This window comes from Streptomyces sp. NPDC059248, from assembly GCF_042753905.1.
Taxonomy (GTDB): Bacteria; Actinomycetota; Actinomycetes; order Streptomycetales; family Streptomycetaceae; genus Streptomyces.
The window spans coordinates 15,230-31,563 of sequence record NZ_JBHYZV010000011.1; the positions used below are offsets into that span (position 1 = coordinate 15,230).

The window sequence follows — 16,334 nt, forward strand, 5'->3', positions numbered from 1 at the left end:
CCACGGCACCCGGGTTCCCGCCGCGCGACGGCACCGCACCGGGCGGCGGCAGGGCCGTCCGCCCCGGCACAAAGCCCTTTCCATTATTGTCCCGCCGGCAGGACATATCAGCGGTGTTGTCGGTTTCCCGCACCGCATCGCCATCGGGGCTTACCCACCGGCCCCGTCGTGTCACCATTCCTCTCACCCCATGAAAGGTGAGTGCCGTATGTTCGTACCCAGTCATTACCGGGCACCGGACGTCTCCTGGATGGTCGATTTGATGCGCCGGAATCCTCTGGCCCTGATGGCGAGCAATGGAACGCCCGCCGATGGTCCTTTCGCCACCCATCTTCCGGTCATCACCGATCCCGGATGGGCGGGGGAGCCCGAATCGGATCTGGCCGGGCTTCCGCTGCTGGCTCATCTGAACCGCGCCAATCCGCACTGGGCGGCATTGGAGAACGGTACGGCCGTCCTCCTGTCGTTCACCGGCCCGAACGCCTATGTGTCGCCCACTGTTTACGACATCAACCCGGCCGCTCCGACCTGGAACTTCACCTCGGTACACGTCCATGGAGTGGTGGAGAGAATCGAGTCGTCGGAGGAGACCCTGGATGTGGTGCGAGCGACGGTCAGGGCATTCGAGCAGGACTTCGGCGACAGCTGGGACATGAGCAGATCGATCGATTACTTCCGCCGGATAGTGTCCGCCGTGGGGGCATTCCGTGTCAGGGTCACCAAGGCCGAGGGAATGTTCAAGCTCAGTCAGGAACAGCGCCCCGAGGTACGCGAGCGGGTGGTGCGGTCGTTCGCCGGGCGCGGCTGTACCCGGCACGCCCAGACGGCGGAGTTGATGGACCGGCTGCCGTAACGGTCCGTCCCCGGCGCGGCCGTGGCCCGGAAGGCGGTCGGTCCGGGCCCGGCGGGCGGCCGGGCGGCCGCCGGGCCCCGGGTGGCAGGGGCGGGCCCCCCGGGGCGGGGTCAGGGTCGGGGGGCGGCCCCGGTACGGCAGGTCAGCCCCGCCACCACCGCCCCGATCTCCGTCAGCAGCGCGGCCTCCTCGTCCCGGAGGTACAGATGCCCCCCGCGCAGCATCGTCAGCCGGAAGCCGCCGTTGGTCAGATCGGCCCAGTCGGCCATCTGTTCCGGGGTCACCTCGGGGTCGCTGTCGCCGAGATAGCCGTAGACCGGGCAGTCCAGCCGGGGGCGGGGGCCACCGACGTAGTCGTCCACCAGCCGGTAGTCCGCCCGGACGGCGGGCAGCACCAGATCCCGCATATCGGGGTCGGCGAAGACCACGGCACGGCTCTCGTCGGAGCGCACGATATCCGCGATGATCCGGTCGTCCGGGCCGGAGAACAGCCGCTGACCGGCGAGGCGGTGCGGCGGGCGCCGGCCGGAGACGCACAGGGCGGCCGGCGGCCGTCCCCGTTCCCGGAGCCGCAGCGCCACCTCGTGCGCCACCGAGGCCCCCATGCTGTGGCCGAAGAGCACCAGCCGGTCCGGGGCGGGTCCGGCGAGCGCCTCGGCGATATCGTCCGCGAGGGCCTCCAGACCGGTCGGGAACGGATCTCCGAGCCGGTCCTCCCGGCCCGGGTACCGGACCGCCCGGACGGCGATGTCCGACGGCAGCCCCGCGGGCCAGCCCCGGTAGGCGCTCGCCCAGCCGCCCGCGTGCGGGAAGCAGACCAGGGCTGTCGTACACCCGTCGCCGTCACGGTAGGGGCGTATCCACCGCTCCGCCCGTGGACTCCTCACCGGGAGGCACCCTTTCCACGGCCGGGAGCCGCGCCCGCGGCCCCTGCGGGTACCGCCTCGCCGGGCTCCCGGCCCGCCCGCCGGGCGGCGATGGAGTCGGCGATCTCACCGCTGCGTACCGCGATGTTGGAGAGCAGCGACGAGGTCAGACCGTGGGTGTGCTCGGTGCCGCCCTGGAGGTAGAGACCGCACCGCATGGCCGACGCGGTGGCGATCCGGTAGTCCCGCGCCACCTGGTACCGGCCGGATTCGTCGCGCAGACAGTGCCGGTCGAGATCGCCGAGGAGACCCGTGGGCTCCATCGCGGCATAGCCGGTCGCGCAGACCAGCGCGTCGAAGTCGAGTTCGCGGATCTCGCCCTCGGGGCCCGCCTGGAGGGTGACCCGGGTCTCGGCACCGGCCCGCTTGACCCCGGTGACCCGGGTCAGATTGAGGAACCGCAGCCGGTTCTCGCCGCGGACGTCCTCGTCGTACGCCCTGCGGTACAGGTCCCGGATCACCTCGTCGTCGACGACCGAGTAGTTGGTGTTGCGGTGGTACCGCCAGAAGGCGCCCCGGGTCTGCTCGGAGCCGAAGTAGTAGTCGTCGACGGCCCCGGGGTCGAAGATCTGGTTGGCGAAGGGGGTGTCGTCGGCGGCGACATAGCCGTACGAGGGGATGACGGACCACACCTGGGCGTGCGGCAGCTCGTCGTAGAGGAATCTGGTGATCTCGGCGGCGCTCTGGCCCGCGCCGACGACGGCCACCCGGCGCAGCTCCGCGGGGTCGGTCCCGCGGTACCTGTCCAGGAACTCGGAGCTGTGCCAGACCCGTTCGTCCCGTTCGACGCCGTCGGGCATGCTCGGGACGAGACCGGTCGAGATCACCACGTTCCTGGCCTCGATCACCCGGCCGGTCCGGCCGGTGGAGTCGGCCACCTCCAGGCGCAGCCGGTCGGCGCTTTCGGGGGCCGCGCCCGTGGGCAGCCGGACGGATGTCACCTCCGTGCCGTACTCGACCCGGTCGGCCACCCGGGCCTGGGCCCACTCCAGATACTGGTGGAACTCCTGGCGGGTGGGGAAGAAGTCCTGGTTGTTGACGAACTGCGGGAGGCGGCCCGCCTCGTGGAGGTAGGCGACGAAGCTGAAGCTCGACGTCGGATTGCGGAAGGTGGCCAGATCCTTGAGGAAGGAGATCTGCATGGTCGCCGACGGCAGCAGCATATTGCGGTGCCAGCCGAAGGACCGCTGGCGCTCCAGAAAGAGGGCGCTGATCCCGTTCCCGGGATCGCCGGCCCGGTGCTCCTCCAGGGCGATGGCGAGCGACAGATTGGACGGCCCGAATCCGATGCCGACCACGTCGTAGATCTCGTGTGCACGATCACTCATGGCAGTTTCTCCCCGCTGGCGTGGTCGGTACGGCGCGTCGTCCGCGCCGTCGGCCGGTGGTCGTGGTGGTGGACGCTCAGAGGACTTCGCCGCCCTTCGTCCTGCGGCGAAGGGCGGGTCTGCTGGACCGGGCGAGGTCCTGCCACATCTCGGCGAGGCCGGTGACGGTACGGGCCACGAAGAGCGTGCGGATGGACACCTCCTGGTCGAGCTCCGCCCGGATCAGACCGGTCAGCCTGATCGCCCGCAGCGAGTTGCCGCCGAGGTCGAAGAAGTCGTCGTCGATACCGACCCGGTCGAGCTCCAGCACCTCCGCGAACGCCTCGGCCAGGGCCCGTTCGGTGGCGTCGCGGGGGGCCCGGTATCCGTCGTCGGCGGTGGCGGGCTCCGGCAGCGCCGCCCGGTCGATCCGGCCCGCGGGCGTCACCGGGAGGTGTGGCAGTACCAGGAAGACCGCGGGCACCAGGGGTTCGGGCAGCAGTCCCTTGGCGTACGGGCGGAGCTCGCCGTCCGTGGGGGCGGCGGCGGGGTCGGCGGGGACCACATGGGCCACCAGCCGCCGCTGCCCCGTACCGTCGTCGCCCGCGGTCACGACGGCCCGGGCCACCCCGGGGTGCGCCGCGAGCACGGCCTCCGCGTCGGCGGGTTCGACGAGGGTGCCGCGGATCTCCGTCGGGTCACCGGCCCGGCCCAGATACTCCAGACGGCCGTCGGCGGTCCGGCGCGCCCGGTCGCCGGTGCGGTACATCAGTCCGCCCGCCGGGCCGAACGGGCAGGGGACGAACCGTTCCGCGGTCCGCCCCGGCCGTCCGGGGTAGCCGCGGGCGACGCCGGGTCCGGTGGCGTACAGCTCCCCGGTCACCCCCGGGGGGACCGGGGCCAGCCCCGGTCCCAGGACATGGAGGGCGGTATGGTCCACCGCCCGTCCCGCCGCGACCGCCCGGGTGGCGGGTTCACCGGCGGCGGGCCGGTGGCAGGCCGCGGTCACGGTCGTCTCCGCCGAGCCGTGGCCGGTGACGATCGTCAGTCCGGGGCAGGCCGTCCGGATCCGGTGGATCGCGGCGGCGGAGACCGGGTCGCCGCAGCTCCACACCTCGCGGAAGCCGGCCAGGCGGCCGGGGCGGTCGGCTGCGACCGCCGAGAACAGGGCCGGGGGCAGGACGACCGCGCATCCGGGGTCGCCCACGCGCAGCGCGTCCAGGGTGTCGGCGTCGGGTTCCCCGGGGGGCGCCACGATCACGCGGCCGCCGTTGAGCAGGGGCACCCACAGTTCGAGGGGGAGCGCGTCGGACGTCGGCGGGGTGTGCCACAGTACGGCTCCCCTGGCGCCCTCCCGCCAGTGGTGGTCGAGGACGAGCCGTTCCATGTTGCGGTGGGTGATAGCGACTCCGGTGGCCGCGCCCGCGGGTCCTGAGCCGTACATCACGGCCAGCAGTCCGTCCGGACGCGGCGGGACCGGTGTCTCCGGCGCGCCGCCGTCCTCGCCGCCCGTGTCCTGGCCGGGGGTGTCGTCCGGCCCCTGGCCGGGGGCATCGGTCAGGATCACGGGTACGTCCCCGAAGCCGGGCAGGGCACCGGCGGTCGCCGTGTCGGTGAGCAGGGCGCGCACCCCGCACTCCGCGGCTGTCGAGACGGCCGGTTCGGCCGGGAGCGCCGGGTCGACCGGCAGATAGGCGCCGCCCGCCCTGGCGACCGCCAGCAGGGCGACGGCCAGCTCCGCCGACCGGGGCAGCGCCACGGCCACGACGGTCTCGGGTCCGATGTCACGGCGGCGCAGGGCGGCGGCCAGCCGGCCGGACCGTTCGTCCAGTTCCCGGTAGGAGATCGTGGCGTCCCCGGCGACCAGGGCCACGGCGTCGGGGGCGTGTGCCGCACTGCGGGCGAAGAGTTCGGGGACCGTAAGCCCGGGCAGGGGTGTCCCGGTGGTGCCGGGCGGCGTCGGTTCGCGGTCGCGTTCGGTGCCGACGCTGGCGCCAATGCCGGTGTTGAGGGCGCCGACCGGTGTGTCAGGACCCGCGGCCACCGCGGCCCGGATGTGCGCGATCAGTTCGGTACCGATGAAGCGCAGCTCGGCCCGGGAGTAGAGACCGGCGGGGGCGTCGAGCCTGAGGTGGAGATCGCCGCCGGCGCCGCGGTCGGTGGAGACGCTGACGGAGAGTTCGTCGAAGGTGCCGGTGGTCGCGCCCAGATAGCGCGCCGGGCTGTCGGCGAAGTCGAGCCGCTCCGCGAAGTCGACGACGTTGACGACGGTGCCGAAGGGGCCGCGGTCGCTCAGCACGGTTCCGCTCGCGCGCTGGATGTCGGAGTAGTGGCAGCCGGTGTGGTCGTAGAGGTCGTAGGTCTCGTCGCCCAGGGCGTCGGTGATCTCGGCGAAGGTGGCGCCGAGGGGGACGGTGGCACGTACCGGTACGACGTTGACGGCGAGGCCGGGGGTCCGGGCGGCGGCTCCGACGCGGTTGCCCACGGCCAGGGAGAGCAGGAACGACGGGCGGTCGCAGCGGTGCCGGAGGAAGACCGCCGTCGCCGAGGTGAGCAGCGACGACAGCCAGACGCCCATGGACTCGGCGGCCTCGGCCCAGCTGTCGGCCTCGGCGCGCGGGACGGTGAGTGTACGGCTCACCATGCCGATGGCGTCGGCCAGCTCCGACCAGCGGTCGGCGTAGCCCGCCGGTTCGGCGAGGGCGGCGGCGGTCCGCTCGTCCAGGGCGATCCGGGGTACCCGGGCGGGCCCGGGCGCGTCCTTCAGGTAGTCGCGCCAGAACTCCGTGTCCTCCGCCGACTTCGGCGAGTCCCGGTAGCGGGCGGCCGCGGCCGCGAAGGACTCGGCGTCCCACGGATGCGGCGGTTCCGGTATCTCCGCGCCCCGGACCAGGGCCGTGTACACCTCGGCGATGCGCCGCGACAGCAGGCCGCCCGCCCCGTAGCCGTCCGATATGAGGTGGTGGTACGCGATCACCACGAGGGAGCGGGTCGGCGCGAGGGTGACCACGCCCAGCCGGAACAGCAGATCCCGCTCCAGGTCGAACGGCTGCCGGAGCAGTTCGGCGAGGTGCTCGCGCGCCGCCTGTTCGGGGTCGGGTTCGGCACCGAGGTCGAGGGAGAAGGGGTGCCAGTCGCCGAGTTCCCGGGGGATCAACCGCAGTCCGCCGTCCCCGTCGGCGAAGGTGATCCGGAGGACCTCCGCCTCGTCCAGTACGTACCGGAACGCGGACGACATGGCCGCCTGATCGAGTTCGCCGGCCACGTCCCACATGATCATCGCGTGGTTCGGGGTGTCGGGGGACATTTTCTGCGCCAGCCACATCGCTTGGTGCGCGGGCGACGCGCCGAACGAAAACAAACGGATCAACCCCTCAACGAAAGATGCCGGGAACCGGAGGAATCCGAAGATCGCCTCCACCTTCACGGCGGTGGACCAGCCGGTCAAGAGAATCGGGAACGGGGTACGGGACGGGGTGCGGGACGGGTCGCGGAGGTCTCCGCGGTGTCCCGCCGGCGGGACGGCCGCCGGGCCCGCCGGGGCCGCCGGGGACGTCGAACCCGCCGGTGCGGGGCGCTATCCGGGTGGGCGCCCGGTCGTCGCGGCGACGATATGACGGGCGGTCAGCCGGGGTGTGGGGTGGCGCAGCACCAGGTTCCCCCGGAGCCGGAGCCCGGTCGTCGCCGTCAGGCGTCTGCTCAGCTCGACCGAGAGCAGTGAGTCGAAGCCGAGGTCCTTGTACTCCTGGTCGGGGTCGACGGCCCCGGCCGATGTGTGGCCGAGTACCAGGGCGACTTTTTCGAGGACGTGTCCGAGTACGAAGGTCTCCGCCTCGTCCCCGGGGAGGGCGGCGATCCGCTCCGGCAGCGGTACGGGGGGTTCGTCGTCCTCGGGTGGCGGGGCCGGGGCAGGTTCGGCGGTGGCCGCCGGGTGGGGGGAGGGGGAGTCCAGCCAGTAACGCCGCCGCTGGAAGGCGTAGGTGGGCAGATCGACCCGGGGTCCCGTGCCGATGAGGGCCGTCCAGTCCACGGCGGCACCCCGGACGTACAGCGCGGCCAGGGAGCCCAGTACGGCCTCGGCCTCGTCGCGGTCGCGGCGGGCCGACGAGAGGACCACCGCGTCGTCCAGCTCCTCGACGATCTCCTGGACCGGGACGGTCAGCAGGGGGTGCGGGCCCATCTCGACGAAGACCCGGTATCCGTCGTCGGCGAGCCGCCGGACGGCGGTCTCGAAGCGGACCTGTTCCCGCAGGTTGTCGTACCAGTAGGTGCCGTCGAGTCGCGCCGTGTCGACGGGTTCCCCGTGGAGGGTGGAGTAGAACGGCAGGGCCGATGTAGTGGGCCGCAGATCGGCGAGCGATGTGACGATCCGGTCGCGGACCCGGGTCACCTGGTGGGAATGGGAGGCGTAGTCCACCGCGATCCGGCGGGCCTGGGCGCCCTCGGCCCTGACCTTCTCGACGAGTTCGTCGATCGCGTCCGGCTCCCCGGAGACCACCACCGACTGGGGGCCGTTGACGACGGCGATGCCCAGTCGGCCGTGCCACTGGGCCAGCCGGCCCTCCACGGTGTCCGCGGGCTCCGCGACGGACGCCATGCCGCCGTGTCCGGTCAGGGCCGTCAGGGCCCGGCTGCGGAGCGCCACGGTCTTGGCGGCGTCACGGAGCGTCAGCGCTCCGCAGACATGGGCGGCGGCGATCTCGCCCTGGCTGTGCCCCACCACGGCGGCCGGTTCCACGCCCCAGGAACGCCAGAGGCAGGCCGTGGCGACCATCACGGCGAACAGCACCGGCTGCACCACGTCGACCCGGTCGGCGGGCGGCGCTCCCGGTTTGCCCCGCAGCACGTCGAGGGGGGACCAGTCGACCCATTCGGACAGGGCGTCGGCGCAGGCGTCGAAGGCGTGGGCGAAGGCGGGGAAGGTGTCGTACAGTCCGCGGCCCATTCCGACCCACTGCGCGCCCTGGCCGGGGAACATGAAGACCACACCGCCGAGTTCTCCGGTGGTTCCACGGACCACCCCGGGGGATTCCGTGCCGTCGCGCAGGGCCGCGAGCCCGTCGAGCAGGGCGTCCCGGTCCGTCCCGAGGACGACCGCGCGGTGTTCGAAGGCCGTTCGGTGGGCCACCAGTGATCTGCCGACGGCGACGAGGCCGTGGGCGGTGTCCGGTGCGGCGGCGGCGAAGTCGCGGACCCGGCCCGCCTGGTCCGCCAGGGCCTTCGCGGTCCGGCCCGACACCACCCACGGCACCGGTCCGGCCGGGGCCGGACCGCCGGGTCCGGTCCCGGGCGCCGGATCCGGCGGCGCCTCCTCCAGGATCACATGGGCGTTGGTGCCGCTGAACCCGAAGGACGACACCCCGGCCCTGCGCGGGCCGTCCGCCCGGGTCCACTCCCGCCCTTCAGTCAACAGTTCGACCGTGCCGGACGACCAGTCCACATGGCGTGAGGGCCGGTCGGCGTGGAGGGTCTTCGGCAGATATCCGTGGCGGACGGCCAGGACGGCCTTCATCACCCCGGCGACCCCGGCGGCGGCCTGGGCATGGCCCATGTTCGACTTCAGGGACCCCAGCCGTAGGGGTCCGTTCCCGGCCCGGTCCCGGCCGTAGGCCTCGAACAGGGCGTCCGCCTCGATGGGGTCTCCGAGTACGGTTCCGGTGCCGTGGGCCTCGACCAGATCGACCCCCGACGCGGGGACTCCCGCGTCGGCCAGCGCCTTGCGGATGACGTCGGTCTGGGCGCGGCCGCTGGGGGCGGTCAGTCCGTTGCTCGCGCCGTCCTGGTTGACGGCGGAGCCGCGGACGACGGCGAGTACGGGGTGCCCGTTGCGGCGGGCGTCGGAGAGCCGCTCCAGCAGCAGTACGCCGACGCCCTCGGCCCAGCCGGTGCCGTCGGCGCCGTCGGCGAACGCCTTGCAGCGGCCGTCGGCCGCGAGGCCGCGCTGCCGGGAGAACTCGATGAACGCGGCGGGTGTCGACATCACCGCCGCCCCGCCCGCGAGCGCCAGTGAGCACTCCCCCGCGCGCAGCGACCGTACCGCCAGATGCAGGGCGACCAGCGACGACGAGCACGCCGTGTCGACGGTGACGGCCGGTCCCGTGAGCCCCAGGGCGTACGCCACCCGGCCGGTCGCCACGCTCAGGGAGCTGCCGAGCGACAGATGTCCTTCCAGCTCGCTCCGGCCGCCCGAGAGGAAACGCATGCCGTATTCGGGGGAGCTGACGCCGGAGAAGACACCGACGTCGGCCCCGCGCAGTTCGGCGGGGACGATCCCGGCCCGTTCGACGGCCTCCCACGACGTCTCCAGCAGCAATCGCTGCTGGGGGTCGATCGTCAGCGCCTCCCGCGGGCTGATCCCGAAGAACTCCGCGTCGAAGGCGGTCATGTCGGTGAGGAATCCGCCGTGCCGTACATACGATCCGCCGGGGGTGTCGGGGTCCGGGTCGTACACATCGGGCCAGCCGCGGTCCCGGGGGAACTCGGCCACGACGTCCCGGCCGTCGCGGATCACCTCCCACAGCTCTTCGGGCGAGGACACGCCGCCCGGGTAGCGGCAGGCCATGGCGACCACGGCGACCGGCTCCCCGCTGCGGGCTCTGAGGGCGTCGTTCTCCCGCCGGAGGCGGTCGCGCTCCGCCAGCAGGGCGCGCAGCGCCCGCTCGACCCGGTCGCCGCCCTCGGCGCTGGCGACACCGGCGGCGCCGTCCGCCGTTCGATCCGCGGAGTTCGTCATCTCACTCATCCTTCGCGTCCAGGGCCAGGTCGAGGAGTGCGTCGAGGCCGAGGTCCGCGAGTCCTTCGGCGGCGGGGCCGGGGTCCGGCGCCGGCCCGGTGCTTTCGGAGGTCCCGGAGGTCCCGGCCGGCTTCACCGGTGCGGATTCGGCAACGGGGTCCGTGGTGGGGAGGAGCAGCCCGCAGAGGTGTCCGCCCAGTTCACGTGGTGTGGGGTGGCTGAAGACGAGGGTGGACGGCAGCCGCAGTCCGGTCGACGCGGCCAGCCGGTTGCAGAGTTCGACGGAGGTCAGGGAGTCGAAGCCGAGCTGGGTGAACGCCTGGTCGGCGTCGACGGCGGTACCGGACGGATGGCCGAGCACCACGGCGGCCTGGGCGCGGACCCAGTCCAGTACGGCCGTCGCGGCCTCGTCCGCCGGGAGGCCGGCGAACCCCGCGGGCAGGCCGAGGGGGTCCGGGGCCGGGGCCGTACGGTCGCGGCGGGGCCGGCCCGCGTCGGCCAGGTCGAGCAGCGGTGACGGCAGTTCGTCGCGGGGCCTGGCCCGGAGCGCGGGGAGGTCGAGGCGCGCCGGGACGAGTACGGGGGCACCGATGGTGTGCGCCGTGTCGAAGAGGGCGAGCGCCTCGGGTGCCGTCATCGCGGCGAAGCCCAGCCGTCGTATCCGTGCCCGGTCGGCCCGGTCCAGGTCGGCGGCCATGCCGTGGCTCTGGTCCCACCAGCCCCAGACGAGGGATGTCCCGGCCAGGCCGGTCGCCCGGCGCCGGGCGGCGAGGCCGTCGAGGAAGGCGTTGGCCGCGGCGTAGTTGGCCTGTCCCCCGTTGCCGAGGGTGCCCGCGAGGGCGGAGCACAGGACGAACGCCGACAGGGGGTGGTCCCGGGTGAGTTCGTGCAGATGAACGGCCCCGCCGACCTTGGCCCGCAGCGCGCGGTCGAGGCTCTCCAGCGGCATCGACGCGACGGTGGCGTCGGCCAGTTCGCCCGCCGCGTGGACGACGGCCGTCAGCGGATGTCCGGGCGGCGTCGCGGCGAGCAGGTCGGCGACGGCGGACCGGTCGGCGACGTCGCAGGCCACGACCCGGACCGCGGCGCCCGCCCGCTCCAGCTCCGTGACGAGCGCGGCGGCCCCGTCGGCCGCCGGTCCCCGGCGGCTAGCCAGGATCAGGCTGCGCACCCCGTGTCCGGTGACGAGATGGCGGGCCAGGAGGGATCCCACTCCCCCGGTACCGCCGGTGACCAGGACGGTCCCGCCGCCGAAGCCCCCGCCGACGTCGAGGACGAGTTTGCCGATGTGCTGTCCGCGGCTCATCTCGCGGAACGCGGTACGCGCGTCGAGGATATCGCGGACGGCGACCGGGTTGAGTGTCAGCCGCCCTTCGGCGAACAGCTCCATGACGTCCCGGAGCATTCCGCGGAGCGCGTCGGGTCCTTCCTCGTAGACGTCGAAGGCCCGGTAGCGGACCCCGGGGTGCCGGTCGGCGATCTCACGGGGGTCGCGGATATCCGTCTTCCCCATCTCGGCGAAGTCCCCGCCGCCGGGCAGCAGGGTGAGGGACGCGTCGACGAACTCATGGGCGAGGGAGTTCAGTACGACGTCCATGCCGCGGCCTTCCGTGGCCGCCAGGAACTTCCCGGCGAACTCCAGATCCCGGGAGGACGCCAGATGCGCGTCGTCGATGCCGAGGGCGCGCAGGGCGGGCCATTTGGCGGGGCTCGCGGTGGCATAGACCTCGGCACCGGCGTCCCTGGCGAGCTTGACGGCGGCCATCCCGACGCCGCCCGCCGCGGCGTGGATCAGGATCCGGTCTCCCTTCGTCAGCCTCGCCACCCGGAAGAGGGCGTAGTAGGCGGTGAAGAAGGCGCTCGGTACGGATGCCGCCTCGGCATGGCTCCAGCCGCCGGGGACGGGCAGGAGGAGGCGGTGGTCGGCGACGGCGACCGGTCCGAAGGCGCCGGGGAAGGCGCCCATCACCCGGTCGCCGGGGGCGAGCCCGGTGACGTCGTCGGCGACCTCCAGTACCGTTCCGGAGCCCTCGCTGCCGATTCCGGTGTCGAAGGCCGTTCTCGCCACCAGTCCCAGGGCGATGGTGACGTCCCGGAAGTTGAGCCCGGCGGCCTGTACGGCGACGCGTACCTGTCCGCTCGTCAGGGGTGCCGCCGCCGCCGGGCAGGGCACCCAGGTGAGATTCTCCAGGGTTCCCCGGCGCGGGATGCCCAGCCGGTGGGGTCCGTCGGGCGGGTCGGGCAGCCGGTGCCCGGCCGGGCCGGCCGGGGTCAGCCGGGGGACGAGGCATTCGCCGCGCCGCAGGGCCAGTTGGTCCGCGTCGGCGGTGAGGGCGTCGGGGAAGCCGGTGAGGGAGCTGTTCTCGTCGTCGATGTCCACCAGCCGGAATCTGCCGGGGTGTTCGGTGGCGGCGGACCGGATCAGACCCCACAGGGACGCTCCGGGCAGGTTGTCGGCGTCTTCGCCGCGGCCGGTGTCGAGTGCCAGCCGGGTGAGGACCACCAGGGTGGTCCCGGCCAGCCGCTCCTCGGCGAGGAACCGTTGGACGAGGTCGAGCAGGACGGCGGCGGCGTCGCCGACCTCGGCGAACAGACCGGGCCCGGTGGTACGGAGGTCGTCGGCGCAGAGGGCGGCGTACCGGGGTGCCGGGCCCGTGAGGAGACCGTCCGGTGTCGTGTGGAGCGTGACCCGGTCTCCGCCGGACGCGGCCAGCCGGGCGGCCAGGCCGTTCCCGGCGCCGATGACGCTCCACGGTCCGGGGTCGGTGCGCCGCCCGTCGTGGTGGAGCGGCCGCCACGCCGTCGCGAACAGCGACCGTCCGGTCCTTCCGGGTGCGGGGCGCAGCTGTCCGGCGTCGGCGGGGCGGAATGTCAGGGCCGCGACCCGGGCGATCTCACGGCCCTGTTCACCGGTGAGCGTGAGGGAGACCGCGCCGTCGCCGACGGGGGTGATCCGGGCCCGTACCGTCGGGCCGCACTCCCCTGTCAGTTGGACGCCGGACCATGCGAAGGGCATCCAGCCCCGGTCGCCGTCCATGCCGACGATCCCGCCGGCCGCCACCGCGTGCAGCACCGAGTCGATCAGCGCCGGGGGCAGCAGGAATCCGGCGGCGCCGGGCCGGTCGTCGTCCGGCAGCCCGGCCAGGACATGGAGGTCGTCGCCGTGCCGCCAGACCTCCCGCAGGCCGCGGAAGCCGGGCCCGTAGTCGAAGCCCGCGGCCGCGGCGGTTTCGTAGAAGCCGTCGAGATCGAGCCGGGTCGCCCCGGCGGGTGGGCTTCCGGCCTCGGACGGGGCGGCGGTTCGCGGTGTGCCGGGGGCCAGGTTCCCCGTCGCGTGCCGGGTCCAGCCGCCGGCCGTCCGGCCGCCGCCCGTACGGCCGTCGTCGCCGGGCCGCGCGTACATGTCGAGGGGGCGCCGTCCCGTCTCGTCGGCCGTTCCGACGACGACCCGGATCTGTACGTCGCCCGTGGCGGGCAGGATCAGCGGCACCTCCAGGGAGAGTTCCCCGACGGCGGAGCATCCGACGGACTCCGCCGCCGACAGCGCCAGCTCCAGATAGGCGGTCGCCGGTACGACGACCGCGCCGAAGACGCTGTGTCCCGCGAGCCATTCGTGGGTCCGCAGCGACCACCGGCCGGTGAGGACGGTCTCACCGGTGCCTGGGTGGTCGACCACGGCTCCCAGCAGCGGATGCCCTGGAGCGGACAGTCCTGCGGCGGTGACATCCGCCGTTCCCGTACCCGCGTCGGAGTCCAGCCAGTACCGGTGGCGTTCGAAGGCGTACGTCGGCAGATCCACCCGCCGCCCGGTTCCGATCAGGGCCTTCCAGTCGACGGCCGCGCCCCGGACGTCCAGTTCGGCGGCGGTGCCGATCAGGGACTTCACGGCCCCGCGGTCGCGCCGCCACGACGCGAGGACCACGGCGTCGGTGACGCCGTCGGCGGCGAACGCCTCCTTGGTGAGGCTCGCGAGCGTCGAGCCCGGGCCCAGGTCGAGGAAGACGCCCGCTCCGGCCGCCCGGGCGGATTCCACCGCGGCGTGGAAGCGGACCGGTTCGCGGATGTGTCGCACCCAGTGCTCCATGGACGCCAGCTCGGCGGGGTCGGCCGTACGGCCGGTTCTGGTGGAGATCACCGGAATCACCGGTATATCCGGTTCCGTGGGGCGTAGTTCGCCGACCGCTCCGGCGAACTCGGCCAGGACGGGGTCCATCAGCGGTGAGTGGAAGGCGTGGTCGACCTTGAGCGGTCTGGTCCGGACGCCGTCGGCGGCGAACCGTTCCCGGAGGTCCCGGATCTGGTCGCGGCCGCCGGAGACCACGACCGAGTCGGGGCCGTTGACGGCGGCGATGCCGACCCGGTCGTACGGGCCGATGACGGCATCGACGGCGTCCTCCGGGGCACGCACCGCGAGCATGGAGCCGGGTTCGGCGACCGTACGCATGATCCGCCCGCGGGCGGCCACCAGTCTGGTCGCGGAGTCCAGGTCCAGGGCTCCGGAGAGCTGGGCGGCGGCGATCTCGCCGACGGAGTGGCCGATCAGCAGGCCGGGCGGTGGGCAGTACCGGGTGATCAGCCGGTAGAGGCTGATCTGGAGGGCGAAGAGCGCGGCCTGGTCGATGTCGGTACGTCCGGTGGCCCCGGGCCCGCCGGCGCCGGGCGCGGTGCCGAGCAGCAGGGGTTTCAGGGCGAAGGGGAGGACGTTGTCGAAGTGGTCGCAGATCTCGTCGACGCTTCGGGCGAAGGCGGGGAAGGCGTCGTACAGCTCCGGTGCCGCGCCCACCCATCGCGAACCCTGCCCCGGGAACATGAAGGCGGTCTCGCCGGGCTTCCCGGTGACGCCGCGTACCAGCCCGGTGGATTCCGTGCCGTCGCGCAGCGCCGCCAGGCCGTTCAGCAGGGTGTCCCGGTCGGCTCCGATCACCACGGCTCGGTGTTCGAGCCGGGCCCGGCCCGCCGCCAGCGACCAGCCGATGTCGGTGGGTTCGGGGGCGGGGTCGGCGGCCGGGTCGGCGGCGGGTTCGGCGGCGGCGAAGGCGTACAGCCGCTCCGCCTGTGACCGCAGGGCGTCCGCGGACCGTGCCGATACCAGCCAGGGGACGGGGCGGCGGGTGCCGGGCGGAGGGGGGCCCGCGGTGTCCCGTACCGGCTCCTCGTCCGGTGCCTGTTCGAGGATCAGATGGGCGTTGGTGCCGCTGACGCCGAACGCGGACACTCCGGCCCGCCGCGGCCGACCGCCGGTCGCGGGCCACGGCCGGGTCTCAGCCAGCAGTTCCACCGTCCCCGCCGACCAGTCGACATGGGGTGTCGGCCGGTCCAGGTGCAGGGTTCTCGGCAGGGTGCCGTGACGCATGGCCAGCACCATCTTGATGGTTCCCGCGACACCCGCCGCGCACTGCGGGTGGCCGATATTGGATTTCACCGACCCCACCCGGAGGGGCCGGTCCGCGGGCCGGTCCCTGCCGTAGGCGGCGATGAGCGCCTGGGCCTCGATCGGGTCGCCCAGCGGGGTGCCCGTGCCGTGTGCCTCGACGGCGTCGACCTCGTCGGGCCGGATCCCGGCGTCCGCCAGTGCCTGCCGGATGACGCGCTGCTGGGAGGGCCCGTTGGGGGCGGTCAGTCCGTTGCTGGCGCCGTCCTGGTTGACGGCGGAGCCGCGGATGACGGCGAGTACGGGGTGCCCGTCGCGGCGGGCGTCGGAGAGCCGCTCCAGCATCAGTACGCCGACACCCTCGCCCCAGGCCGTGCCGTCGGCGGCGGCCGAGAACGGCTTGCAGCGGCCGTCGGGCGCCAGGCCCCGCTGGCGGCTGAACTCGGTGAAGACACCGGGTGTCGTCATCACCGTCACGCCGCCCGCCAGGGCGGCCGTGCACTCCCCGTTGCGGAGCGCCCGGACCGCCAGATGCAGGGCGACCAGCGACGACGAGCACGCCGTGTCGACGGTGACGGCCGGCCCTTCGAAGCCTCCGGTGTACGCGATCCGGCCCGAGGCCACCGCGGTCGCCGTGCCGGTCATCAGATAGCCCTCAAGGGCTTCCGGCGACCGGTGCATGGGCGGCCCGTACTCCTGGCGCGCGATCCCCATGAAGACCCCGGTACGGCTGCCGCGCAGGGATGTCGGGTCGATGCCCGCCCGCTCGATCGCCTCCCACGACGCCTCCAGCAGCAGCCGCTGCTGTGGTTCGACGGCCATCGCCTCCCGCGGGCTGATCTCGTGGAACCCCGGGTCGAACTCGTCCGCGTCGTAGAGGAAGCCGCCCTCGCGCACATACGACGTCCCGTGGACGCCCGGCTCCGGCGCGTAGAGAGCGTCCAGGTCCCAGCCCCGGTTCTCCGGGAAGCCGGAGACGGCGTCCCGCTCGTCGACGAGGAGGTTCCACAGATCCTCCGGGGAGCGCACCCCGCCGGGGAAGCGGCAGCTCATACCGGTGACGGCGATCGGTTCACGGGACGCGGCGGTCAGCTCAGCGTTGAGGCGCCGAAGTCGTTCCGCCTCCTTGAGGGAGGCCCGCAAC

Annotated in this window: 6 protein-coding genes; 1 reads left to right on the top strand and 5 read right to left on the bottom strand. The window is 73.5% G+C overall.

Going from position 1 to position 16,334, the window contains the following annotated elements:
- Nucleotides 1-208: 208 nt before the first annotated feature.
- Entirely contained in the window at nt 209-853 is a 645-nt protein-coding gene (locus tag ACFXG1_RS07035; protein WP_384741474.1) for an FMN-binding negative transcriptional regulator, read from the top strand.
- A gap of 110 nt (nt 854-963) precedes the next feature.
- On the opposite strand, the gene ACFXG1_RS07040 is transcribed toward ACFXG1_RS07035, so the two are convergent.
- The 5 genes from ACFXG1_RS07040 to ACFXG1_RS07060 form a co-directional block, all read right to left on the bottom strand.
- The gene (locus tag ACFXG1_RS07040; protein ID WP_384741476.1) at nt 964-1,740 is read right to left on the bottom strand and encodes a thioesterase II family protein; all 777 of its coding nucleotides are present in this window, start codon (nt 1,738-1,740) and stop codon (nt 964-966) included.
- Nucleotides 1,737-3,107, bottom strand: a complete 1,371-nt coding sequence (locus ACFXG1_RS07045) for a lysine N(6)-hydroxylase/L-ornithine N(5)-oxygenase family protein (RefSeq protein WP_384741477.1) — start codon at nt 3,105-3,107, stop codon at nt 1,737-1,739. The genes ACFXG1_RS07040 and ACFXG1_RS07045 overlap by 4 nt, the downstream gene beginning before the upstream one ends.
- 76 nt (nt 3,108-3,183) lie before the next feature.
- Nucleotides 3,184-6,513: an AMP-binding protein gene (locus ACFXG1_RS07050; RefSeq protein ID WP_384741515.1), complete on the bottom strand. Its 3,330-nt coding sequence runs from the start codon at nt 6,511-6,513 to the stop codon at nt 3,184-3,186.
- Between the two features lie 150 nt (nt 6,514-6,663).
- Nucleotides 6,664-9,738, bottom strand: coding sequence for a type I polyketide synthase (locus ACFXG1_RS07055; protein ID WP_384741517.1), 3,075 nt, complete (start codon nt 9,736-9,738; stop codon nt 6,664-6,666).
- Between the two features lie 82 nt (nt 9,739-9,820).
- Nucleotides 9,821-16,333, bottom strand: a complete 6,513-nt coding sequence (locus ACFXG1_RS07060; protein ID WP_384741519.1) for a type I polyketide synthase — start codon at nt 16,331-16,333, stop codon at nt 9,821-9,823.
- Between the last annotated feature and the right edge of the window lies 1 nt (nt 16,334).